14 protein-coding genes are annotated in these 15,436 nt (G+C 69.0%); 3 read left to right on the top strand and 11 right to left on the bottom strand.

The genetic code is table 11. The annotated features are described in order from the left end of the window. Positions 1 to 3: 3 nt before the first annotated feature. From octT to AC4HOU_RS26220, 9 genes are all read right to left on the bottom strand, one after another. Positions 4 to 741 carry a diglucosylglycerate octanoyltransferase gene (gene octT, locus AC4HOU_RS26260; protein ID WP_163814104.1) on the bottom strand — a complete coding sequence of 246 codons (738 nt, stop codon included), beginning with the start codon at positions 739 to 741 and terminating at the stop codon, positions 4 to 6. 676 nt (positions 742 to 1,417) lie between these two features. Beyond that, a complete protein-coding gene (locus tag AC4HOU_RS26255) occupies positions 1,418 to 2,080 on the bottom strand; it encodes a histidine phosphatase family protein (protein WP_490725496.1) in 663 nt (220 codons plus the stop codon). Continuing rightward, positions 2,077 to 2,481, bottom strand: coding sequence for a ribosome silencing factor (gene rsfS / locus AC4HOU_RS26250; RefSeq protein WP_036534670.1), 405 nt, complete (start codon positions 2,479 to 2,481; stop codon positions 2,077 to 2,079). The genes AC4HOU_RS26255 and rsfS overlap by 4 nt, the downstream gene beginning before the upstream one ends. Positions 2,482 to 2,509: 28 nt before the next feature. Then, positions 2,510 to 3,151, bottom strand: coding sequence for a nicotinate-nucleotide adenylyltransferase (nadD, locus tag AC4HOU_RS26245; protein ID WP_081597211.1), 642 nt, complete (start codon positions 3,149 to 3,151; stop codon positions 2,510 to 2,512). Positions 3,152 to 3,202: 51 nt separating this feature from the next. Then, complete coding sequence (locus AC4HOU_RS26240; protein WP_490725495.1) at positions 3,203 to 5,845, bottom strand: hypothetical protein; 2,643 nt, start codon at positions 5,843 to 5,845, stop codon at positions 3,203 to 3,205. A gap of 1 nt (position 5,846) precedes the next feature. Next, positions 5,847 to 7,682, bottom strand: coding sequence for an HSP90 family protein (locus tag AC4HOU_RS26235; protein WP_490725494.1), 1,836 nt, complete (start codon positions 7,680 to 7,682; stop codon positions 5,847 to 5,849). 51 nt (positions 7,683 to 7,733) lie between these two features. Then, complete coding sequence (locus tag AC4HOU_RS26230; protein ID WP_194989884.1) at positions 7,734 to 9,158, bottom strand: vWA domain-containing protein; 1,425 nt, start codon at positions 9,156 to 9,158, stop codon at positions 7,734 to 7,736. 4 nt (positions 9,159 to 9,162) lie between these two features. Next, a complete protein-coding gene (locus tag AC4HOU_RS26225; protein ID WP_175585906.1) occupies positions 9,163 to 10,059 on the bottom strand; it encodes an AAA family ATPase in 897 nt (298 codons plus the stop codon). A gap of 60 nt (positions 10,060 to 10,119) precedes the next feature. Next, on the bottom strand, positions 10,120 to 11,385 hold the full coding sequence (locus AC4HOU_RS26220) for a glutamate-5-semialdehyde dehydrogenase (RefSeq protein WP_490725493.1): 1,266 nt from the start codon (positions 11,383 to 11,385) through the stop codon (positions 10,120 to 10,122). Between the two features lie 136 nt (positions 11,386 to 11,521). Between AC4HOU_RS26220 and AC4HOU_RS26215 the strand changes: the two genes are divergently transcribed. Then, positions 11,522 to 12,193 carry a pentapeptide repeat-containing protein gene (locus tag AC4HOU_RS26215; protein WP_490725492.1) on the top strand — a complete coding sequence of 224 codons (672 nt, stop codon included), beginning with the start codon at positions 11,522 to 11,524 and terminating at the stop codon, positions 12,191 to 12,193. A 1-nt stretch (position 12,194) separates the two neighbouring features. On the opposite strand, the gene AC4HOU_RS26210 is transcribed toward AC4HOU_RS26215, so the two are convergent. Next, positions 12,195 to 12,560, bottom strand: a complete 366-nt coding sequence (locus AC4HOU_RS26210; RefSeq protein WP_490725491.1) for a winged helix-turn-helix transcriptional regulator — start codon at positions 12,558 to 12,560, stop codon at positions 12,195 to 12,197. Positions 12,561 to 12,656: 96 nt separating this feature from the next. Between AC4HOU_RS26210 and AC4HOU_RS26205 the strand changes: the two genes are divergently transcribed. Beyond that, positions 12,657 to 13,145, top strand: coding sequence for an NADPH-dependent F420 reductase (locus AC4HOU_RS26205; protein ID WP_194989887.1), 489 nt, complete (start codon positions 12,657 to 12,659; stop codon positions 13,143 to 13,145). After that, a complete protein-coding gene (locus AC4HOU_RS26200) occupies positions 13,142 to 14,017 on the top strand; it encodes a ribokinase (protein WP_490725490.1) in 876 nt (291 codons plus the stop codon). The genes AC4HOU_RS26205 and AC4HOU_RS26200 overlap by 4 nt, the downstream gene beginning before the upstream one ends. Positions 14,018 to 14,116: 99 nt before the next feature. Here the strand turns inward: AC4HOU_RS26200 and AC4HOU_RS26195 are convergent, their stop codons facing one another. Further along, on the bottom strand, positions 14,117 to 15,340 hold the full coding sequence (locus AC4HOU_RS26195) for an RtcB family protein (RefSeq protein WP_490725489.1): 1,224 nt from the start codon (positions 15,338 to 15,340) through the stop codon (positions 14,117 to 14,119). Positions 15,341 to 15,436 lie beyond the last annotated feature (96 nt).

Genomic DNA, 15,436 nt, shown 5'->3' with positions numbered 1-15,436 from the left:
GGACTACCGAACCTCCTGCAAGGTCTTCACCATCGCGTTCGCGACGGCGGTGTGCCCATCCCAGCCCCAGTGGATGCCGTCCGGGTTGGCGGCATCGGAGAAGATGTTCTCGCGCACCGCTTCACCGAGGTCGACCAGTGGCACCGAGGTCCGTTCCGACCAGGCGCGCAGCGCTCGCACGGCACGCTCACGGCCACGGTGGACCCGTCCGTAGGCGGCACAATTGTGCACCGAGGGCAGCACCGCCACCACGGGCAGATCCGGACGCAGCTGCGCCAGCGCCTCACGCGATTGCTCGAGGTAGCCGACGCTGACCTTCGGCGGAAGCGCCACGGGCCGACCGAGTTTCGACAATTTCGGCTGCAACCACTGATAGGTGGCCCGTACTCCGCGCCGTACGGCGGGCGGACGCACGTAGCGGATCAGCTCGCGCAGCGCGGTCGGCAACGGGGAGGGCAGACTGTCCATGCCGCCAACGGCGAACACCACCGCGCCCGCACGCGGAACCGCGGCCCAGACGCGCGGATCACCGATCAGCGCCCAGTAACCGTCACGGCAGGTCCAGCCGATCCGGGCAACCAGCTCCACATCCCAATCCAATTCCGCGCCGACGAGGTTCGGCCAGATGCGAGGATGGTCGGCGGGCAGGCCGCCTTCGGGCCCGAAGTAGGCCAGCGAGTCCGCGATCACCAGCAGGACCGGCCGCTGCTCCGGGGCAGGTGGAGCGACTTCCTTCGACACGGCCGCGACCGGGGTCCCGGCGGGGATTCCGGGCTCGGCGGCAGCGCGATCCCCACCGTCCGCGGGTTCTACCCCGGAAGCGACCGATTCCAGCGCCGAGCCGAGCTCGCCGGATTCAACGGATGCGCTCCGATCGGTTTCCGCGACAGCCGAACTCGTTGCGGCCATCCCGGATTCGTTCGGTGCCGAGTGTGCTCGGCCCGCGTCATCGGGCAGTTCGACCGACTCGACCGGGGCACCTTTCGGTTCAGCCGAAGCTTCATCCGCCGCAGCCGCGGACTCGACCGCGGATCCCACGGTTGCCGCGGGCTCGATCGCACCCGACGTGTCAACAGCCTCGACCGGAACAGCCGAAGACTCCGTCGACTCGTCCGAAGAACCGGCCGGCCCAGCCGACGTTTCAGCGATCCCCTCCGCGGATCCGGCGGCCGCGAGCGCAGCTTGCTCCGGAACACCCTCCGAGGCTGCGGCTTTCACGCTGTCGTCAGCGGCATCCGGAGGTTCGGTGGGCGGTTCGGGCACGACGTCATCGGTCGCGCCGGGCCGGTCGCCGGCCGGAACGGTTTCCGGCGTGCGCGGGGTCGGTGGCGGGCCGAACAGGGCATCAGGGAGGGCGCGTTCCGGTCGGGCGGACACCTTCCGGAACAGTTCGTCCGGCACCTGCCGGAGGGGCTCTTCAGAGGACATCGGATGCTACCTTCGCCGCTGCGTTCCACACATCGAGGCGCCAGCCGGGCTGGTCGATGCTCGGGCCGTGGCTGCTCAACTGCACCCAGCTGGTGTTGGCCAAACCACCGAGGGCAGGCCAGCTGCGAGGTGGCAGGTCGAGCAGCGCGGCCGTGAGGGCGGCGATCAGCCCGCCGTGCGCCACCAGGATGATAGTCCCGCCGGGCCAATCCTGCCGTTCGGCGAACAGTTCCTGTACCACCGGCAGCGCTCGCGCGCCGACCTCGAGCTTGCTCTCGCCGTTGGGCGGGGTGAACCCGGCGTCCAGCCGCCACGCCACCCTGGCCCCTGGGTATCCCGCGTCGACCTCGATATGGGTGAGGCCTTCCCAGTCACCGAGGTTGGTTTCGCGCAGTCGCGGGTCGCGAACCACTTCGATCCCGGTGTGGTCGGCCAGTGCGACCGCGGTCTCGTAGGCCCGTTTGAGGTCGGAGGAGATGATGGCGATCGCGTTGTGGGTCACCAGCTCTCGGGCAGCCTCTTTGGCCTGGCGGCGGCCGAGTTCGGTGAGATCGGTGTCGATCTGGCCCTGCATGCGGTCGATGGCATTCCATTCGGTCTGCCCGTGGCGCAACAGGATCAGCTTGCGCACATGGCTGTACTTCGAGGTCACTCGCCGTCCTCGGAAGTCGCCGCTTCGGTGGCGGCCGGGCCGGCGAGGCCGTCGACCGGAACTACCGGGCAGTCCTTCCACAAGCGTTCCAGCGCATAGAAGTTGCGCTCGTCGTTGTGCTGGATGTGCACCACCACGTCGACGTAGTCCAGCAACGCCCACCGGCCCTCGCGAGTGCCCTCGCGACGGACCGGCTTGTGCCCGGCGGCGCGCAGTTTCTCCTCGACATTGTCGACGATCGCGTTGACCTGACGTTCGTTCGGCGCGGACGCGATCACGAAGCAGTCGGTGATCACCAACTGCTCGGATACGTCGAGCACGACCACATCGGAAGCCAGCTTCTCATCGGCTGCCCGTGCGGCGACCTGCGCCATCTCCACCGCTTCGACAGAGGCCGTCATGCCCGCACCTCGCTGCGCTCGCTCACGCTCAGCTACCTTCCGCTCCTGCCGGCACATACAGGTGCCGCTTCGATATGTACTGCACGACACCGTCGGGCACGAGGTACCAGACCGGCCGGTTCTCGGCGGCACGGCGACGGCATTCGCTCGACGAGATCGCCAACGCCGGGATCTCGATCATGGTCACCGCATCGGCCGGAAGATCACGCAGGTGCTCCTCCAGATGATCGGTGTGCAGTTCGTAACCCGGACGGCTCACCCCGACGAACCTCGCCAGTTCGAACAGTTCCGCCCAATCCTGCCACGTGAGGATATTGGCCAGCGCGTCCGCTCCGGTGATGAAGTACAGCTCCGCGTCCGGATGCTGGGCACGCAGGTCGCGCAGGGTGTCGACGGTGTAGGTGACCCCGCCGCGGTCGATGTCGGCCCGGCTGACCGAAAAGCGCGGGTTGGACGCCGTCGCGATGACGGTCATCAGGTAGCGATCCTCGGCCGGGCTGACCTGCTTGCCTGCCTTCTGCCACGGCTGCCCGGTGGGCACGAAGACGACTTCGTCGAGGTCGAAGCGGTTGGCGACCTCGCTGGCGGCGACCAGGTGGCCGTGGTGGATGGGATCGAACGTTCCGCCCATCACCCCGAGCTTGCGTCGAGGCCGGCCTGTCGTGTGCATGAGTGCCGAGCTTAACGGGTGGGTGCCGCCGCACCGTGGGCGTGATGGCGGCTATCGGTCGTCGCCATCCTCGCCGTCGATCTCCGCGCGCATCCGCGCCCGCTGCTCGCGGGTGATCGCCAGCTCCGCAGCCAGCGCAGCGGCGGGCTCGGGTGCCGGATCTCGAGCGAGCGCGGCGCTCAGTTCCGCGATCAGGCCGTCGATGGTGGCCAGCCAAGCCGGTGACGCGGAGTCGGCGTCGGCGTCCCAGGTCTGCATCCAGGCGACGCGGCGCAGGCATTCGCCGCGCGCGCCGATCCGGCCCAGATCGCCCCACAGCTGTGCGGCCCGCAGAAACGCGGCCAGCGCCTCGGCGCTGCGACCCGCGCGCGACAGGGCCTCGGCTGCCGCCTCGGCGAGTTCGGCACGAAGCCGGTCGTGGCCGGGTAGCTGCTCGATCAGTCGCGCCGCCGATGCGAATTGACGTGCGGCCTCGGCCGGTTTGCCGAGCGCCGACAGCGAGGCCCCGTACTGCGCCCCGATCACCGCGAGTTCCGAGGCCGGGTACCCGAGGTCCGGATCGCCGACGACCTGCTCGAACAGCGCGGCGGCCGGGCCGTGCTGGCCTGCGCGATGGAAGGCGCGTGCCGCGACACAGCTGTGGTGCGCGGCGTCGGCCTCCGACAACCCCGACCAGCGCGCGGCGGCGTACAGGGCCGCGTCGGCCAGATCGGCCTCCCGGCCCGGCTGCCCGGCAAGGGCCGAGACGAGCAGCGAGTTCAGCCGTGCAAGGTCCTCGCGGGGCAGCACACCGGAGGCGAGCGCCAAGGCGCGTCGGAGCTGGGTCTCGGCCGCGGCCGGGTCGGTGTGCAGGCGCGCGGTGGCCGCTTCGATCAACCGGGCGGTCTCGGCCGCTCGGTCCACGGCCGCATCGTCGGCCGGTTCGGCGCTTGCCGATACCGTCGTCCGGGACAGGTCGGCCGTGCCCCCAACGGCCGTGCCGGTACCCGGCGGCACCGGGGCGGCAGCTGAGCCCACGGCGACAGCCCCCGAACCTGCGGCGGCACCCTCCGAGCCCACCGCGGCCGCCGAGCCGGCAACGGCAGCCCCCGTGCCAGCGGCAGCTCCCGACTCGGCAACGACAGCCCCCGAACCCACGGCAGCACCCTCCGAGCCCACCGCGACCGCCGGGCCAGCAACGGCAGCCCCCGTGCCAGCGGCAGCTCCCGACTCGGCAACGACAGCCCCCGAACCCACGGCAGCACCCTCCGAGCCCACCGCGACCGCCGGGCCAGCAACGGCAGCCCCCGTGCCAGCGGCAGCTCCCGACTCGGCAACGACAGCCCCCGAACCCGCGACGGCACCCTCCGAGCCCACCGCAGCCACCGAGTCAGCAACGGCGGCCCCTGTGCCAGCGGCGGCCCCTGTGCCAGCGGCGGCCTCTGTGCCAGCGGCAGCCTCTGAGTCGGCGGCAGCTCCGGAGTCGGCGGTAAGTTCCGAGCCCGCAACGGCAGGTCCCGGGCCGGAAGCTCCCGAGCCGGTCACGGTGGATACCGAGGCAGCGACGGTGGATACCGCGGGCGCCGCTCCCTGGCCGACAGCGGTGGACGGCGCGTGCCCAGTGAATGATCGTGAACGCAGTCCCAACGGCAGCAGTTCGGCCAGCGGCTGCCTGGTCAGCCGTTCATCCACCCGCTTGCGGTACTCGCCGGTGCCGTTCCTGGTGTCGTAGCGCCGCACGATCTCGTCGATTTCGTTCTCCAGGCCGGCCAGCACCGACGATGCCGTCGCATCGCCCACCGGCAGATCCGCCATATCCAGCGCGACCAGCCGCCGCAACAGCACGCTCACACCGGTGATGAACGACAGCCGGCTGCCGATATCGGCCGCCTGTTCGGTGATCCAGCCGCTGTGTTCGGCCAGGATCTCCAGCCCACGGGCCTCATTTCCGGTCAGCGCACAGAACTCGATGTGCTCGCCCACCGACGCGCGCAGCTCGATATTGTGCCGGACCAGCGGATATCCGGTCAGGTGGGCGCTGCGGGCCGCGGCGGTGCGGCCGGTCCGCAGCATCGGCACCAGCGCCTTGGCCAGCGTCCGGTGCGGTTCCTCAGCGCAGCTGCGTTCCCCGTCGATCACCGGACGCCACTGTTCCAGCGCCGCCTCGTCGTCGCCCGCGGCCGCGCTGATCACACCCCAGCCGTTGCGTTCGCAGGCGTCGCAGTCGGCCATCTGATCGCGCTGCGCGGCCAGTGCGGAGTCGCGTAGCGCGATCGCAGTGTCGTGGTCACCGATCGCGCTGGCCAGGTCGGCGCGCAGGCTCAGCACGGGACGGGCGCTGTAAGCGCGCTGACGGTAGCGGTTGTCCATCTCGTCGAGCCAGCGATGAACCGTCGGCAGCGGCACGGCCGGATTGCCGATCAGATCCCACGTCATCCACTTCAGCTGCCAGTGCACCGAGTAGCTCAGATGCCCGAGCTCGGCCGAATGCGCGTCGTAGATGCTCAGCAGGCGGCCGTACGCCATCGGTGAGAGGTCGCGTTCGCCCGCGTACATGTAGGAGCGAGCCAGTTCGAGCAGCACGCTGCCCTCGAGCGCGCGGTCGGTGCCGGAGCGGGCGGCGGCGGCAAGTGTTTCCAGGCGCTGGGTGCGGGAACGGCCGTGTGGCAGGGATCGGCAGCGGCGCAGTTCGCCGTCGATATCGAGGTGTTCCATCTCAGTTCTCCCCCTGGTCGCCGCCGGCGGCACGTTCGGTCGCCCAGCTCAGGAACTCCCCGAACGCACGATTGAGCAGGGCGGTATCGGCGGGCCGCAGGGGCCGGTGGGTCATCAGCAGCGCCTGCCCGTACAGCGATTCCACGGCCGTCTTCAGGAAGGCCGGATCAGCGATGCGGGCCAGTCTGCGGATCACCGGGCTGTGGAAGTTGAGCACCAGTTGTGCCCGTGGCGTGGCGGATTCGAGCGCGCCGAGAATGTCGGACCACAGACCGTCGGACTCGGCGACGGTGTCGGCCCTGACGCGCTCGTTGCGGGCGCCGCGGCTGTCGAGGTAGAGCGCGGGCACCGACACCGGATGAAAGGCACGCAGCAGCACATCGCAGGACAACGGATCGAGCGTGCTGCGCGCGATCGCCAGCACCGGCGCCAAGGCCAGCTCCTCGGCCGCGTCCACCGGGTCGAGGGCGGCGGTCAGGGCGGCGCCGTCGAGTTCGGCCACCTCGACGCCTGGCATGATCTGCGGCAGCAGCGCGACCAGTTCGGCGTCATAGGTGTAGCCACCGTTGACGATGCCGATACCCTGCGCCGACGCCGTCTGGGCGACCTGACGGAACTCCTCCACCGTCGCACTGACCCGGACCACCGGATGCTTGCGGACGAACTCGGTCAGCGGGATGCGGCCTTCGGTGGTCTCGAACAGCAGATGCGGCATCATGATCCGCAGCAACTCGGTCGAATGCCTGGCCATCGCCTTCACCCCGAGCGCATGCACCGACAGGAAGGCGGCCAGCCGATCGGGCTGCTCGGCGGCGATCTCGGTCAGCCATTCCCGCACCCGGTCACCGAGCGCCTCACGGATGATGGCCAGCCGTTCGTCTTCGTACAGTCCCTCGCGCGAGGCAGTGGGCCGCAGCGAATCGGTGTCGATGACGCAGCGGACGAAGAACGCCCAATCGGGCAGCACACCGCGCACGGCATCGCCGAGCAACATGCCTTTCAGATACACGCGGTGAGCACTGGATTCGGCCGGATTGCCCGGTTGCGACAGCACGTACGCGACACCGCTGACGCCGGCCGGTTCCGCGTTGAGGTCGATCACGTCCAGCGGCGCGAAGCCGAGCACTCGTTCGCCGTAATCGAACAGCGCGGCACGACGCAACGCGGGCGAGTCGAACGGGCGCCGCCAGACCGGCGGCGGATCGGTCACCCGCACCACGCCGCCTTCGGACTCGACCGTGACCTCGTACGGCAGCAGCGAACCGTAATCGGTGACCAGTTCCAGCACGCGTTCGGCGGTGAACCAGGTCTGCGCACCCGGCCGCGGGGTCAGCTCGACCGTGGTACCGGGGTCGGGGAACTCCCCCGGCTCCAGTACGCGCAGCGAGTAGGTGCCGTCGGCCTCGGCGATCCATTCCACCGGTGGCGCGTCCGGGTCGACGGCCGACCTGGTCCGCACGCGAAGGGATTCGGCGACGGTGAAGCAGGCCAGCAGGCCGATGCCGAATTGGCCGAGGAATTCGCGCCGGGCCCCTTCGATGTCGTCCCGTTTGGAGGAGCGACCGATGGTGGCGAGGAAGCGGTGCACGTCGGCCTCGGTGAGCCCGATGCCGGGGTCGGTGATGCGCAGCCCGTGACCGTCCAGGTGCAGCCGGATGGTGGTCGGGGCGGTGGGGTCGAGGGCCGTGCGGGCGGTGACGGCGTCGACGGCGTTCTGCAACAGCTCCCGGAGGTAGACCCGCGGACTCGAGTACAGGTGGTGCGACAGCAGATCCACGATGCCGCGCAGATCGACCTGGAACTGAAAATTGTTGTCCACCGGAGCTGTGTTGACCATTCGCGCATTGTCGCGGCAGCACCATAAGGTTCGCTTAACAAGCGCTGATCGTCACACCGGCAGCAGTCGCGACACCACCGCGGTCAACTGCGCCGCCGACCGGCACTCGTGCATCTCGATCACCTGCTGGTACTTGTCGGCGGCCGAATCTCCCGACCCCCATTGGGTTCTCGGTTCCGGGTTGAGCCAGTGCGCGTGCTTGGCCACCTGCACCAGCTCACGCAATGTTTCCAGATCGGGGTCGCGATAGTTGGTGCGCGCATCGCCGAGGATCAACAGCGAACTGCGGCTGGTGACGGCGTCGGGCCACTTCGCGGCGAATCCGGACAGCGCGCTGCCGTAATCGGAATGCCCGTCGAACCCGGCCACCTCGGCCTCGGTGAACACCCGCTTCATCGCCTCGTCCAATTGGGTTCGCGCGTCGAAGAATCGGGTCACCTCATCGGTCTGGTCGACGAACGCGAAGATCCGCACCCGTGAGAACTGCTCACGCAGGGCACTGACCAGTAGCAGGGTGAAGTTGCTGAATCCGGCGACCGAGCCCGAAACATCACACAGCAGTACCAGTTCCGGCCTGCCCGGCCGCGGTTTGCGGCTGACCAGATCGATCGGTACCCCGCCGGTGGACATGGATTTGCGCAGCGTGCGCCGCAGATCGATCTCACCGCGCCGGGAATGCCTGCGCCGCACCGCGAGCCGGGAGGCCAGAATCCGGGCCAGCCGCTGGCTGCTGCGGCGCAACTCGGCCAGCTCCGATTCCGAGGCACGCAGGAAATCGACTTCCTCGGCCTGCCGGGAGACACCGTAACTTGCCACCCGTTCGCGCCCGATCCGCTCGGCGACGCGCCTGCGGGTTTCGGCATCGACGGTGGCACGGAAGGCATCGATCCGCTGACGGGCGGCGCGGCGCGCGACCTCCGACTCGAAGGCGCTCGCATTCGGACTGGCCAGTCCGGCCAGGATCTTGGCCAGCAAGGTCTGCGGCTGCACCTCTTTGAGTGCCTGATATGTCGAAAACGATGGTCCGCGCGCGGACTGATACTGCCCCAGCTCTTCGACCATCTGCCCCGCCAGCGACTCCAGCTGGGCGGCCGAGCCCTCGTCGGTCAACAGTTCGGCGAGCAGTTCACGCAGCGCGTCGATATCGACGTCGCCCGCAGGCGTGCGCGGAATCTCCACATCATCGACCGAATCGGTGCGGGCGCCGATGGCGACCGGGAACCACAGATCGAACAGGCCGTCATAAGTGGCGCGGTGGGTGGTGCGCCGCAACAATGCGCAGGCCAGACCTTCGCGCACCGCTTCCCGGTCCAGCAGGTCGAGCACGGTCAGCACCCGGCCCGCGTCCACCGTCTCCGACGGACCGACCGGAACGCCACGCGCCCGCAACGCCTCCACGAAATCGACGAGATGACCCGCGAACCCGTGTGGCGCACGGAAATCCGGCGTTTGCGCGGGGACCGAACGCGCGGACATCGGCTCAGGCCAGTTTCAGCTCGGCCAGCGCCCGCTCGTGGTCGCTGCGATGCTTGAGCACCACGCCGAGGGTGGCGCGCACGGTCGTGTCGTCGAGATCCTGCATGCCGAGGGCCAGCAGGGTGCGCCCCCAGTCGATGGATTCGGCCACCGACGGCAACTTCTTCAACGGCATCCCGCGCAGCACGTGCACGATCCGCACCAGCTGCGCCGCGACCGCCTCCGGCAGGTCCGGGACCCGGCTGGCCAGAATGCGACGTTCCAGCTCGGCATCGGGGAAATCCAGATGCAGATACAGGCAGCGGCGCTTGAGCGCCTCCGACAGTTCCCTGGTGGCATTCGAGGTGAGCACCACGAACGGCTTGTGCTGTGCGGTGATGGTGCCCAGTTCCGGCACCGTCACCGCGAAATCACTGAGCACCTCGAGCAGCAGGCCCTCGATCTCGACGTCGGCCTTGTCGGTCTCGTCGATGAGCAGCACCGTGGGTTCGGTGCGCCGGATCGCGGTCAGCAGCGGCCGCGCCAGCAGGAACTCCTCGGTGAAGACGTCGGCCTTGGTCTCTTCCCAGTCGTTCTCGCTGGAGGCCTGGATGCGCAGGATCTGCTTGGCGTGGTTCCACTCGTAGAGGGCGCGGGCCTCGTCGACGCCCTCGTAGCACTGCAACCGCACCAGCTCGGCGCCCGCGGTCTGCGCGACCGCACGCGAGAGCTCGGTCTTGCCGACACCGGCCGGGCCCTCGATCAGCAGCGGCTTACCCAGCCGATCGGCCAGGAACACCGAGGTGGCGGTGGCCTTATCGGCCAGATAACCGGTCTCGGCGAGCCGATCGATCACCTCGTCCACCGACGCGAAGATCGGCTCCTGAACCGCGACCTGATCCGAATTCGAGCGATCCACCACGCGTCCCTTCCCTGCGACTTACCGGCCCCACGCTACGGGACGGCGGAACCGCGCTCCGGCTCAGACCGGGCGCACCTGCCCCTCGCCCCACACGATCCACTTGGTGGAGGTGAGTTCCGGCAGCGCCATCGGGCCGCGGGCGTGCAGCTTCTGGGTGGAGATACCGATCTCGGCACCGAAGCCGAACTGCTCGCCGTCGGTGAAGGCGGTGGAGGCGTTCACCATGACCGCCGCGGCGTCGACCCGGCTGGTGAACTCGCGAGCGGCGGCCAGCTCCGAGGTGACGATGGCCTCGGTGTGGCCGGTACCCCAGGTGTTGATGTGCTCGACCGCGGCGTCCAGGCCGTCGACCACCTTCATCGCGATGTCGAGGGTCAGGTACTCCTCGCCCCAGTCGGCATCGGTGGCCGGGACCTGGCCGGGTAGATCGCCGTGAATGGTGACGCCGCTGTCCTCGAGCGCCTTGGTGAGCCGCGGTACGGCCGTCTCCGCGATGGCGGCGTCGATGAGCACCGTCTCGGCGGCATTGCACACACTCGGCCTGCGGGTCTTGGCGTTGATCAGGATCTGTTCGGCCATCTCCAGATCGGCGCCCGCGTGCACGTAGACGTGGCAGTTGCCGGTGCCGGTCTCGATGGTGGGCACCTGCGCGTCGCGCACGACCGCGTTGATCAGGCCGGCGCCGCCACGCGGGATGACGACGTCGACCAGACCGCGGGCCTGGATCAGATGGGTGACACTGGAACGGTCCTCGCTGGGCAGCAGCTGCACGGCGTCGGCCGGAATATCCTGGGCGACAAGCGCTTCCCGCAGCACCTCGACCAGCGCGGCGTTGGACCGCGCCGCCGACGACGAGCCGCGCAGCAACGCCGCGTTGCCGGACTTCAAGGCCAGGCCGAAGGCATCGACGGTGACATTAGGCCGGGCCTCGTACACCATCCCGACCACGCCGAGCGGCACCCGCACCTGGCGGATCTCGAGCCCGTTGGGCAAGGTCGAACCGCGCTCCACCACACCCACCGGATCCGGCAGGCCCGCCACCTGACGCAGCCCCGAGGCGATGCCGTCGATGCGGGCCTTCGTCAGCCGCAGCCGGTCGAGCAACGATTCCTCGGTGCCCGCGGCCTGCGCGGCGGCGATGTCCTCGGCATTGGCGGCCAGCACCCGGTCGGCGGCGGCGAGCAGCGCATCGGCGGCGGCGTGCAGCGCCTCGTTCTTCTGGGCGGTGGTCAACTGGGCGAGCGCACGCGCGGCGACCCGTGCCTTACGCGCGGCGTCGTGCACGGCCTCGCGGGTATCGAGCTCGGCTGTCGTTCCTACCGTCATGGGTTACAGACTACGCACCCGCTATGACACCGAATCATCGCGTTGCGCGCCGCGGACGCACTGGTCACGGCGGGCTGTCGGTGCTGTCGCGTAGCTTGCCGGAGACGGCTCGTCCTCGATACAGAGCGGAGCAACGGTGGCAGCCTCTCGTCACAGCAATGTCCGGGTGGTGCCGAGCGCACCCCGGTCGCGGCCACGCCGCCCGGCCGAGTCACCGCGCGACGATTTCGACGACGACACCACGATCGACGAGGTCGAATACTCCGGTGCGGACCTCACCCGCGCCGAAACCCACGCCCTCGGCCTGGAGGGCTGCCTGTTCGACAACTGCCGGTTCGGCGGAGTCATGCGCGGTGTCACGATCTACGAGTCCGAACTGTCGGTCTGCGATCTGGCCAACCTGCTGGCCGACGAATGCTCGATGGCCGAATGCGCGATCAGCACCAGCAGGCTCACCGGCATGTCGTGGACCGCGGGCAGCTGGCGCGACGTCCTGCTCGAAGGCACCCGCGCCGATCTCACCTCGTTCCGCTACTCCAAGCTGCGCACCGTCGTCTTCCGCGACTGCGATCTACGCCAAGCCGATTTCGAGGGCGTCGAATTCCGCAACGTCGTCTTCGAACACTGCAACCTCACCGGCGCCCGCTTCACCGGCACCGCACCCCGCCACAATCTGCGCTTCACCGACTGCACCCTCGCCGACATCGACGGGGTAGCCGGCCTGCGCGGCGCCACCGTCGACGGTGGCGACCTGCTCGGCCTCGCCGCGAGTCTGGCGCGCGACGCCGGGATCATCGTGCAGTGGTGAATCAACCGGTGATCGGATCGGCGCGTTCACTCGACTCCAGCAGCGCGTCTCCGTGCTCGGTGATCCACTCGGCCAGCGCCACCAACGGGCCCTCGACCAGGCTCGAACCCAGGGCCGTCAGGCCATAGTCCACTCGTGGCGGCGCCTCTCGAAACGTCCGCCGCCGCACCAGACCGGTTCCGGTCAGCCGATGCAGGGACTCGGTGAGGACCTCGTCGCTGATCCCGCCGATCGCCAACCGCAACTCCCGGCGTCGGCGCGGGCCCGCACGCAGCGCGGCCAGCACCAGTGGATCCCAGCCATGGGTGAACAGCTCGGTCGCCGCCCGGAGCCTGCAATCCACGATCCGGTCGATGTGCTGCGTCATCGCCCCAGTATGACCGGCCGATTCGCACCGATCGGTGCGCGCCGGAATGCCTACTCTCGCGCCGGTCGGCCATCGGATCGAACAGAGGAGAACACGATGCGGATCACCATCTTGGGAACGGGCCTACTGGCGGAATCCCTGGGCGCGATGTGGGCAAGGGCGGGTCACGACCTGGTGATCGGTGGCCGTTCTATGGACAAGGCGCGGGCCTTGGCGGCGCGAATCGGTCACGGTACGCGTGCGGCCGTTCCGCGTGCGGCAGTCGAGGGGCGGCAGGCCGTGCTGCTCGCGGTGAGCTGGCACGGTGTCACCGACATCTTGCGCGAGGCAGGGGCCGGGAAGGGCTCGCTGTGCGGCGCAACGCTGATCGACCCGACGAATGCCGTCGACCACGGCATCGGGATACTGCTCACCGGCGCTGGCGAATCTCAGGCGGAGCGGATCGCCGCGCTGGCCCCCGGCGCCCATGTGGTGAAGGCGTTCCACCTGTTTCCCGCGCAGCAGTGGACCGATGCGGTCGCCGGGCCGGTGACGGTGGCGATGTGCGGCGACGGCAGCCGGCCTGCCGCTACCGTGCCGGTATGACCGACGGACGTGAGCCCGTGATCGCGGTGCTCGGCAGCATCAATATGGATCTGGTCACCACGACCGAGCGGCGGCCGGAGCCGGGCGAGACGGTGCTCGGCACCGGGTTCACGATGGTGCCGGGCGGAAAGGGCGCGAATCAGGCGGTCGCGGCGGGGCGGGCCGGTGGGCGGGTGGAGTTCATCGGCGCGGTCGGTGACGATGTGTTCGCCGACGGGCTGCGCGCGGTGCTGCGGGAATCCGGCGTCGGGACCGCGCGGTTGCGGACCGTCGACGGGGCGAGCGGTATCGCTGCCATCGTCGTGGACGCCAGCGGGGAGAACAGCATCATCGTGGTGGGTGGGGCCAATGCCACGGTGACCGAACTGGCCGGCGAGGATCTGGACGTCATCGCCGCCGCGGATATCCTGCTGTGCCAGTTGGAGATTCCGGTGCCGACCGTGGCCGCCGCGGCCGCGCACGCGCAGGCGAACGGAACCGTGGTGGTGCTCAACCCGTCGCCGGCCCGGCAGCTTCCACCGGAGCTGTGGGCCGCCGTCGACGTCGCGGTGGTCAACTCCGGCGAATTCACCGACCTCGGATCGGCCCTCGAACCGGTCCCGCACCTGGTGGTGACGCTGGGCGCGGACGGAGCCCGCTACCGCGGCCCCGACGGCACCGAACTCGCCGTGCCCGGTTCGGTGGTCGACGTCGTCGACACCACCGCCGCCGGCGACACTTTCACCGGCGCCCTCGCCGTCGCATGGCAGCGCGGACCGGCCGAGGCCCTGCGCTTCGCCTGCACGGCGGGCGCCCTCGCCACCACCAGGCTGGGCGCCAGCGCCTCGATACCCGGCCGCGCCGAGATCGACGCCGCCCTCGGTGACGGCTGAGCCGAACGCCGTCTGGGCACGTCAAGCGGGCGACCGCTGAGAAGGTGGCGGGCCGGGCGGAACTCCGGCCGAACCATGGCGGTACGGCCGGAGTGTCGCTCATCCCTTCACGCACAGCACCTGACGCAGTGTCGCCACGACCTCGACGAGGTCTCGCTGGGCGGCGACGACCTCGTCGATGTCCTTGTACGCGGCCGGGATCTCGTCCACCACGCCTGCGTCCTTGCGCGACTCAACGCCCTCGGTCTGAGCGATCAGGTCGGCGACGCTGTAGCGCTTCTTCGCGGCGGTACGGCTCATCCGCCTACCCGCGCCATGGGAGGCGGACTGGAAGGAGTCGGGATTTCCCTTGCCGCGCACGACATATGAGCGAGTTCCCATCGAACCAGGAATCAGGGCCAGGTCGCCCTTACCCGCACGTACCACGCCCTTTCGGGTCACCAGCATCGGCATGCCGTCGATGATCTCCTCGGCCACATAGTTGTGGTGGCATGAAATGGGTGCATCGAAATGAACGGGCCGACCGGCGAATTCGTCGCGGACCGCACGGCATACGAGCGCAAGCATGACGGCCCGGTTGCGGGCAGCGTATTCCTGCGCCCAGGTCAGATCCCGACGATAGGCTTCCATTTCCGGAGTGCCGGAAAGGAACACGGCCAGATCCCGATCCGGCAAGTCCACGTTATGCGGAAGTTTACGAGCGACAGCCATATGACGTTCTGCAAGTTCTTTGCCGATATTCCGGCTTCCGGAATGCAGCAGAATCCACACCGCGTCGTCCTGGTCCAGGCATATCTCGATGAAATGATTGCCAGATCCCAGCGTCCCCATCTGCTTATGGGCCTTGGACTCGCGGTCCCGAACACTCCTGTCGAGGTCGCCGAACGATCCCCAGAACCGATCCCAACCCGAACGCAACGTCGCAGTACTCGCGCCGAGCCTCGAAACCTCGGCGCCGATTCGGCGCACATCCACCGGGTCGTCGTGGGCGTGGAATCCCACCGGTACCGCGGCCTCGATGCGACTGCGCAGCGAATGCAGGTTGGCGGGCAGATCGGCGGCGGTAAGGCTGGTCTTGACGCTTTCCATGCCGCAGCCGATATCCACACCGACGGCGGCGGGTGCGACCGCGTCTTTCATAGCGATAACCGAACCGACTGTCGCGCCCTTCCCGAGGTGCACATCCGGCATGACGCGCACGCCGTGGACCCATTCCAGTTGCGCGATATTCCGCAGCTGGCGCAGCGCGGCCGGCTCGATATCGTGCTCGGAGGCCCACATCAACGTCCGCGCCCGGGTGCCGGGCAGCTCGACGGGAAACATTGTCTCGGTCCTTTCACTCCTTGCGAATTCGCTTCGCCTTACACAATCAACGGTAGGCACGGCACCGCCGCGACGCACCTGAATTTCGGCGGAAGG

Source organism: Nocardia sp. JCM 38205 (assembly GCF_058222935.1).
This window is presented reverse-complemented; position numbering and strand designations above follow the sequence as displayed.

Coding starts and splice junctions, on each gene's coding strand:
- AC4HOU_RS26230 (WP_194989884.1), bottom strand. CDS start 9,158: ATGTCCGCGCGTTCGGTCCCCGCGCAAACGCCGGATTTCCGTGCGCCA.
- AC4HOU_RS26205 (WP_194989887.1), top strand. CDS start 12,657: ATGCGGATCACCATCTTGGGAACGGGCCTACTGGCGGAATCCCTGGGC.
- AC4HOU_RS26195 (WP_490725489.1), bottom strand. CDS start 15,340: ATGTTTCCCGTCGAGCTGCCCGGCACCCGGGCGCGGACGTTGATGTGG.
- nadD (WP_081597211.1), bottom strand. CDS start 3,151: ATGCACACGACAGGCCGGCCTCGACGCAAGCTCGGGGTGATGGGCGGA.
- AC4HOU_RS26240 (WP_490725495.1), bottom strand. CDS start 5,845: ATGGAACACCTCGATATCGACGGCGAACTGCGCCGCTGCCGATCCCTG.
- AC4HOU_RS26200 (WP_490725490.1), top strand. CDS start 13,142: ATGACCGACGGACGTGAGCCCGTGATCGCGGTGCTCGGCAGCATCAAT.
- AC4HOU_RS26235 (WP_490725494.1), bottom strand. CDS start 7,682: ATGGTCAACACAGCTCCGGTGGACAACAATTTTCAGTTCCAGGTCGAT.
- AC4HOU_RS26220 (WP_490725493.1), bottom strand. CDS start 11,385: ATGACGGTAGGAACGACAGCCGAGCTCGATACCCGCGAGGCCGTGCAC.
- AC4HOU_RS26210 (WP_490725491.1), bottom strand. CDS start 12,560: ATGACGCAGCACATCGACCGGATCGTGGATTGCAGGCTCCGGGCGGCG.
- rsfS (WP_036534670.1), bottom strand. CDS start 2,481: ATGACGGCCTCTGTCGAAGCGGTGGAGATGGCGCAGGTCGCCGCACGG.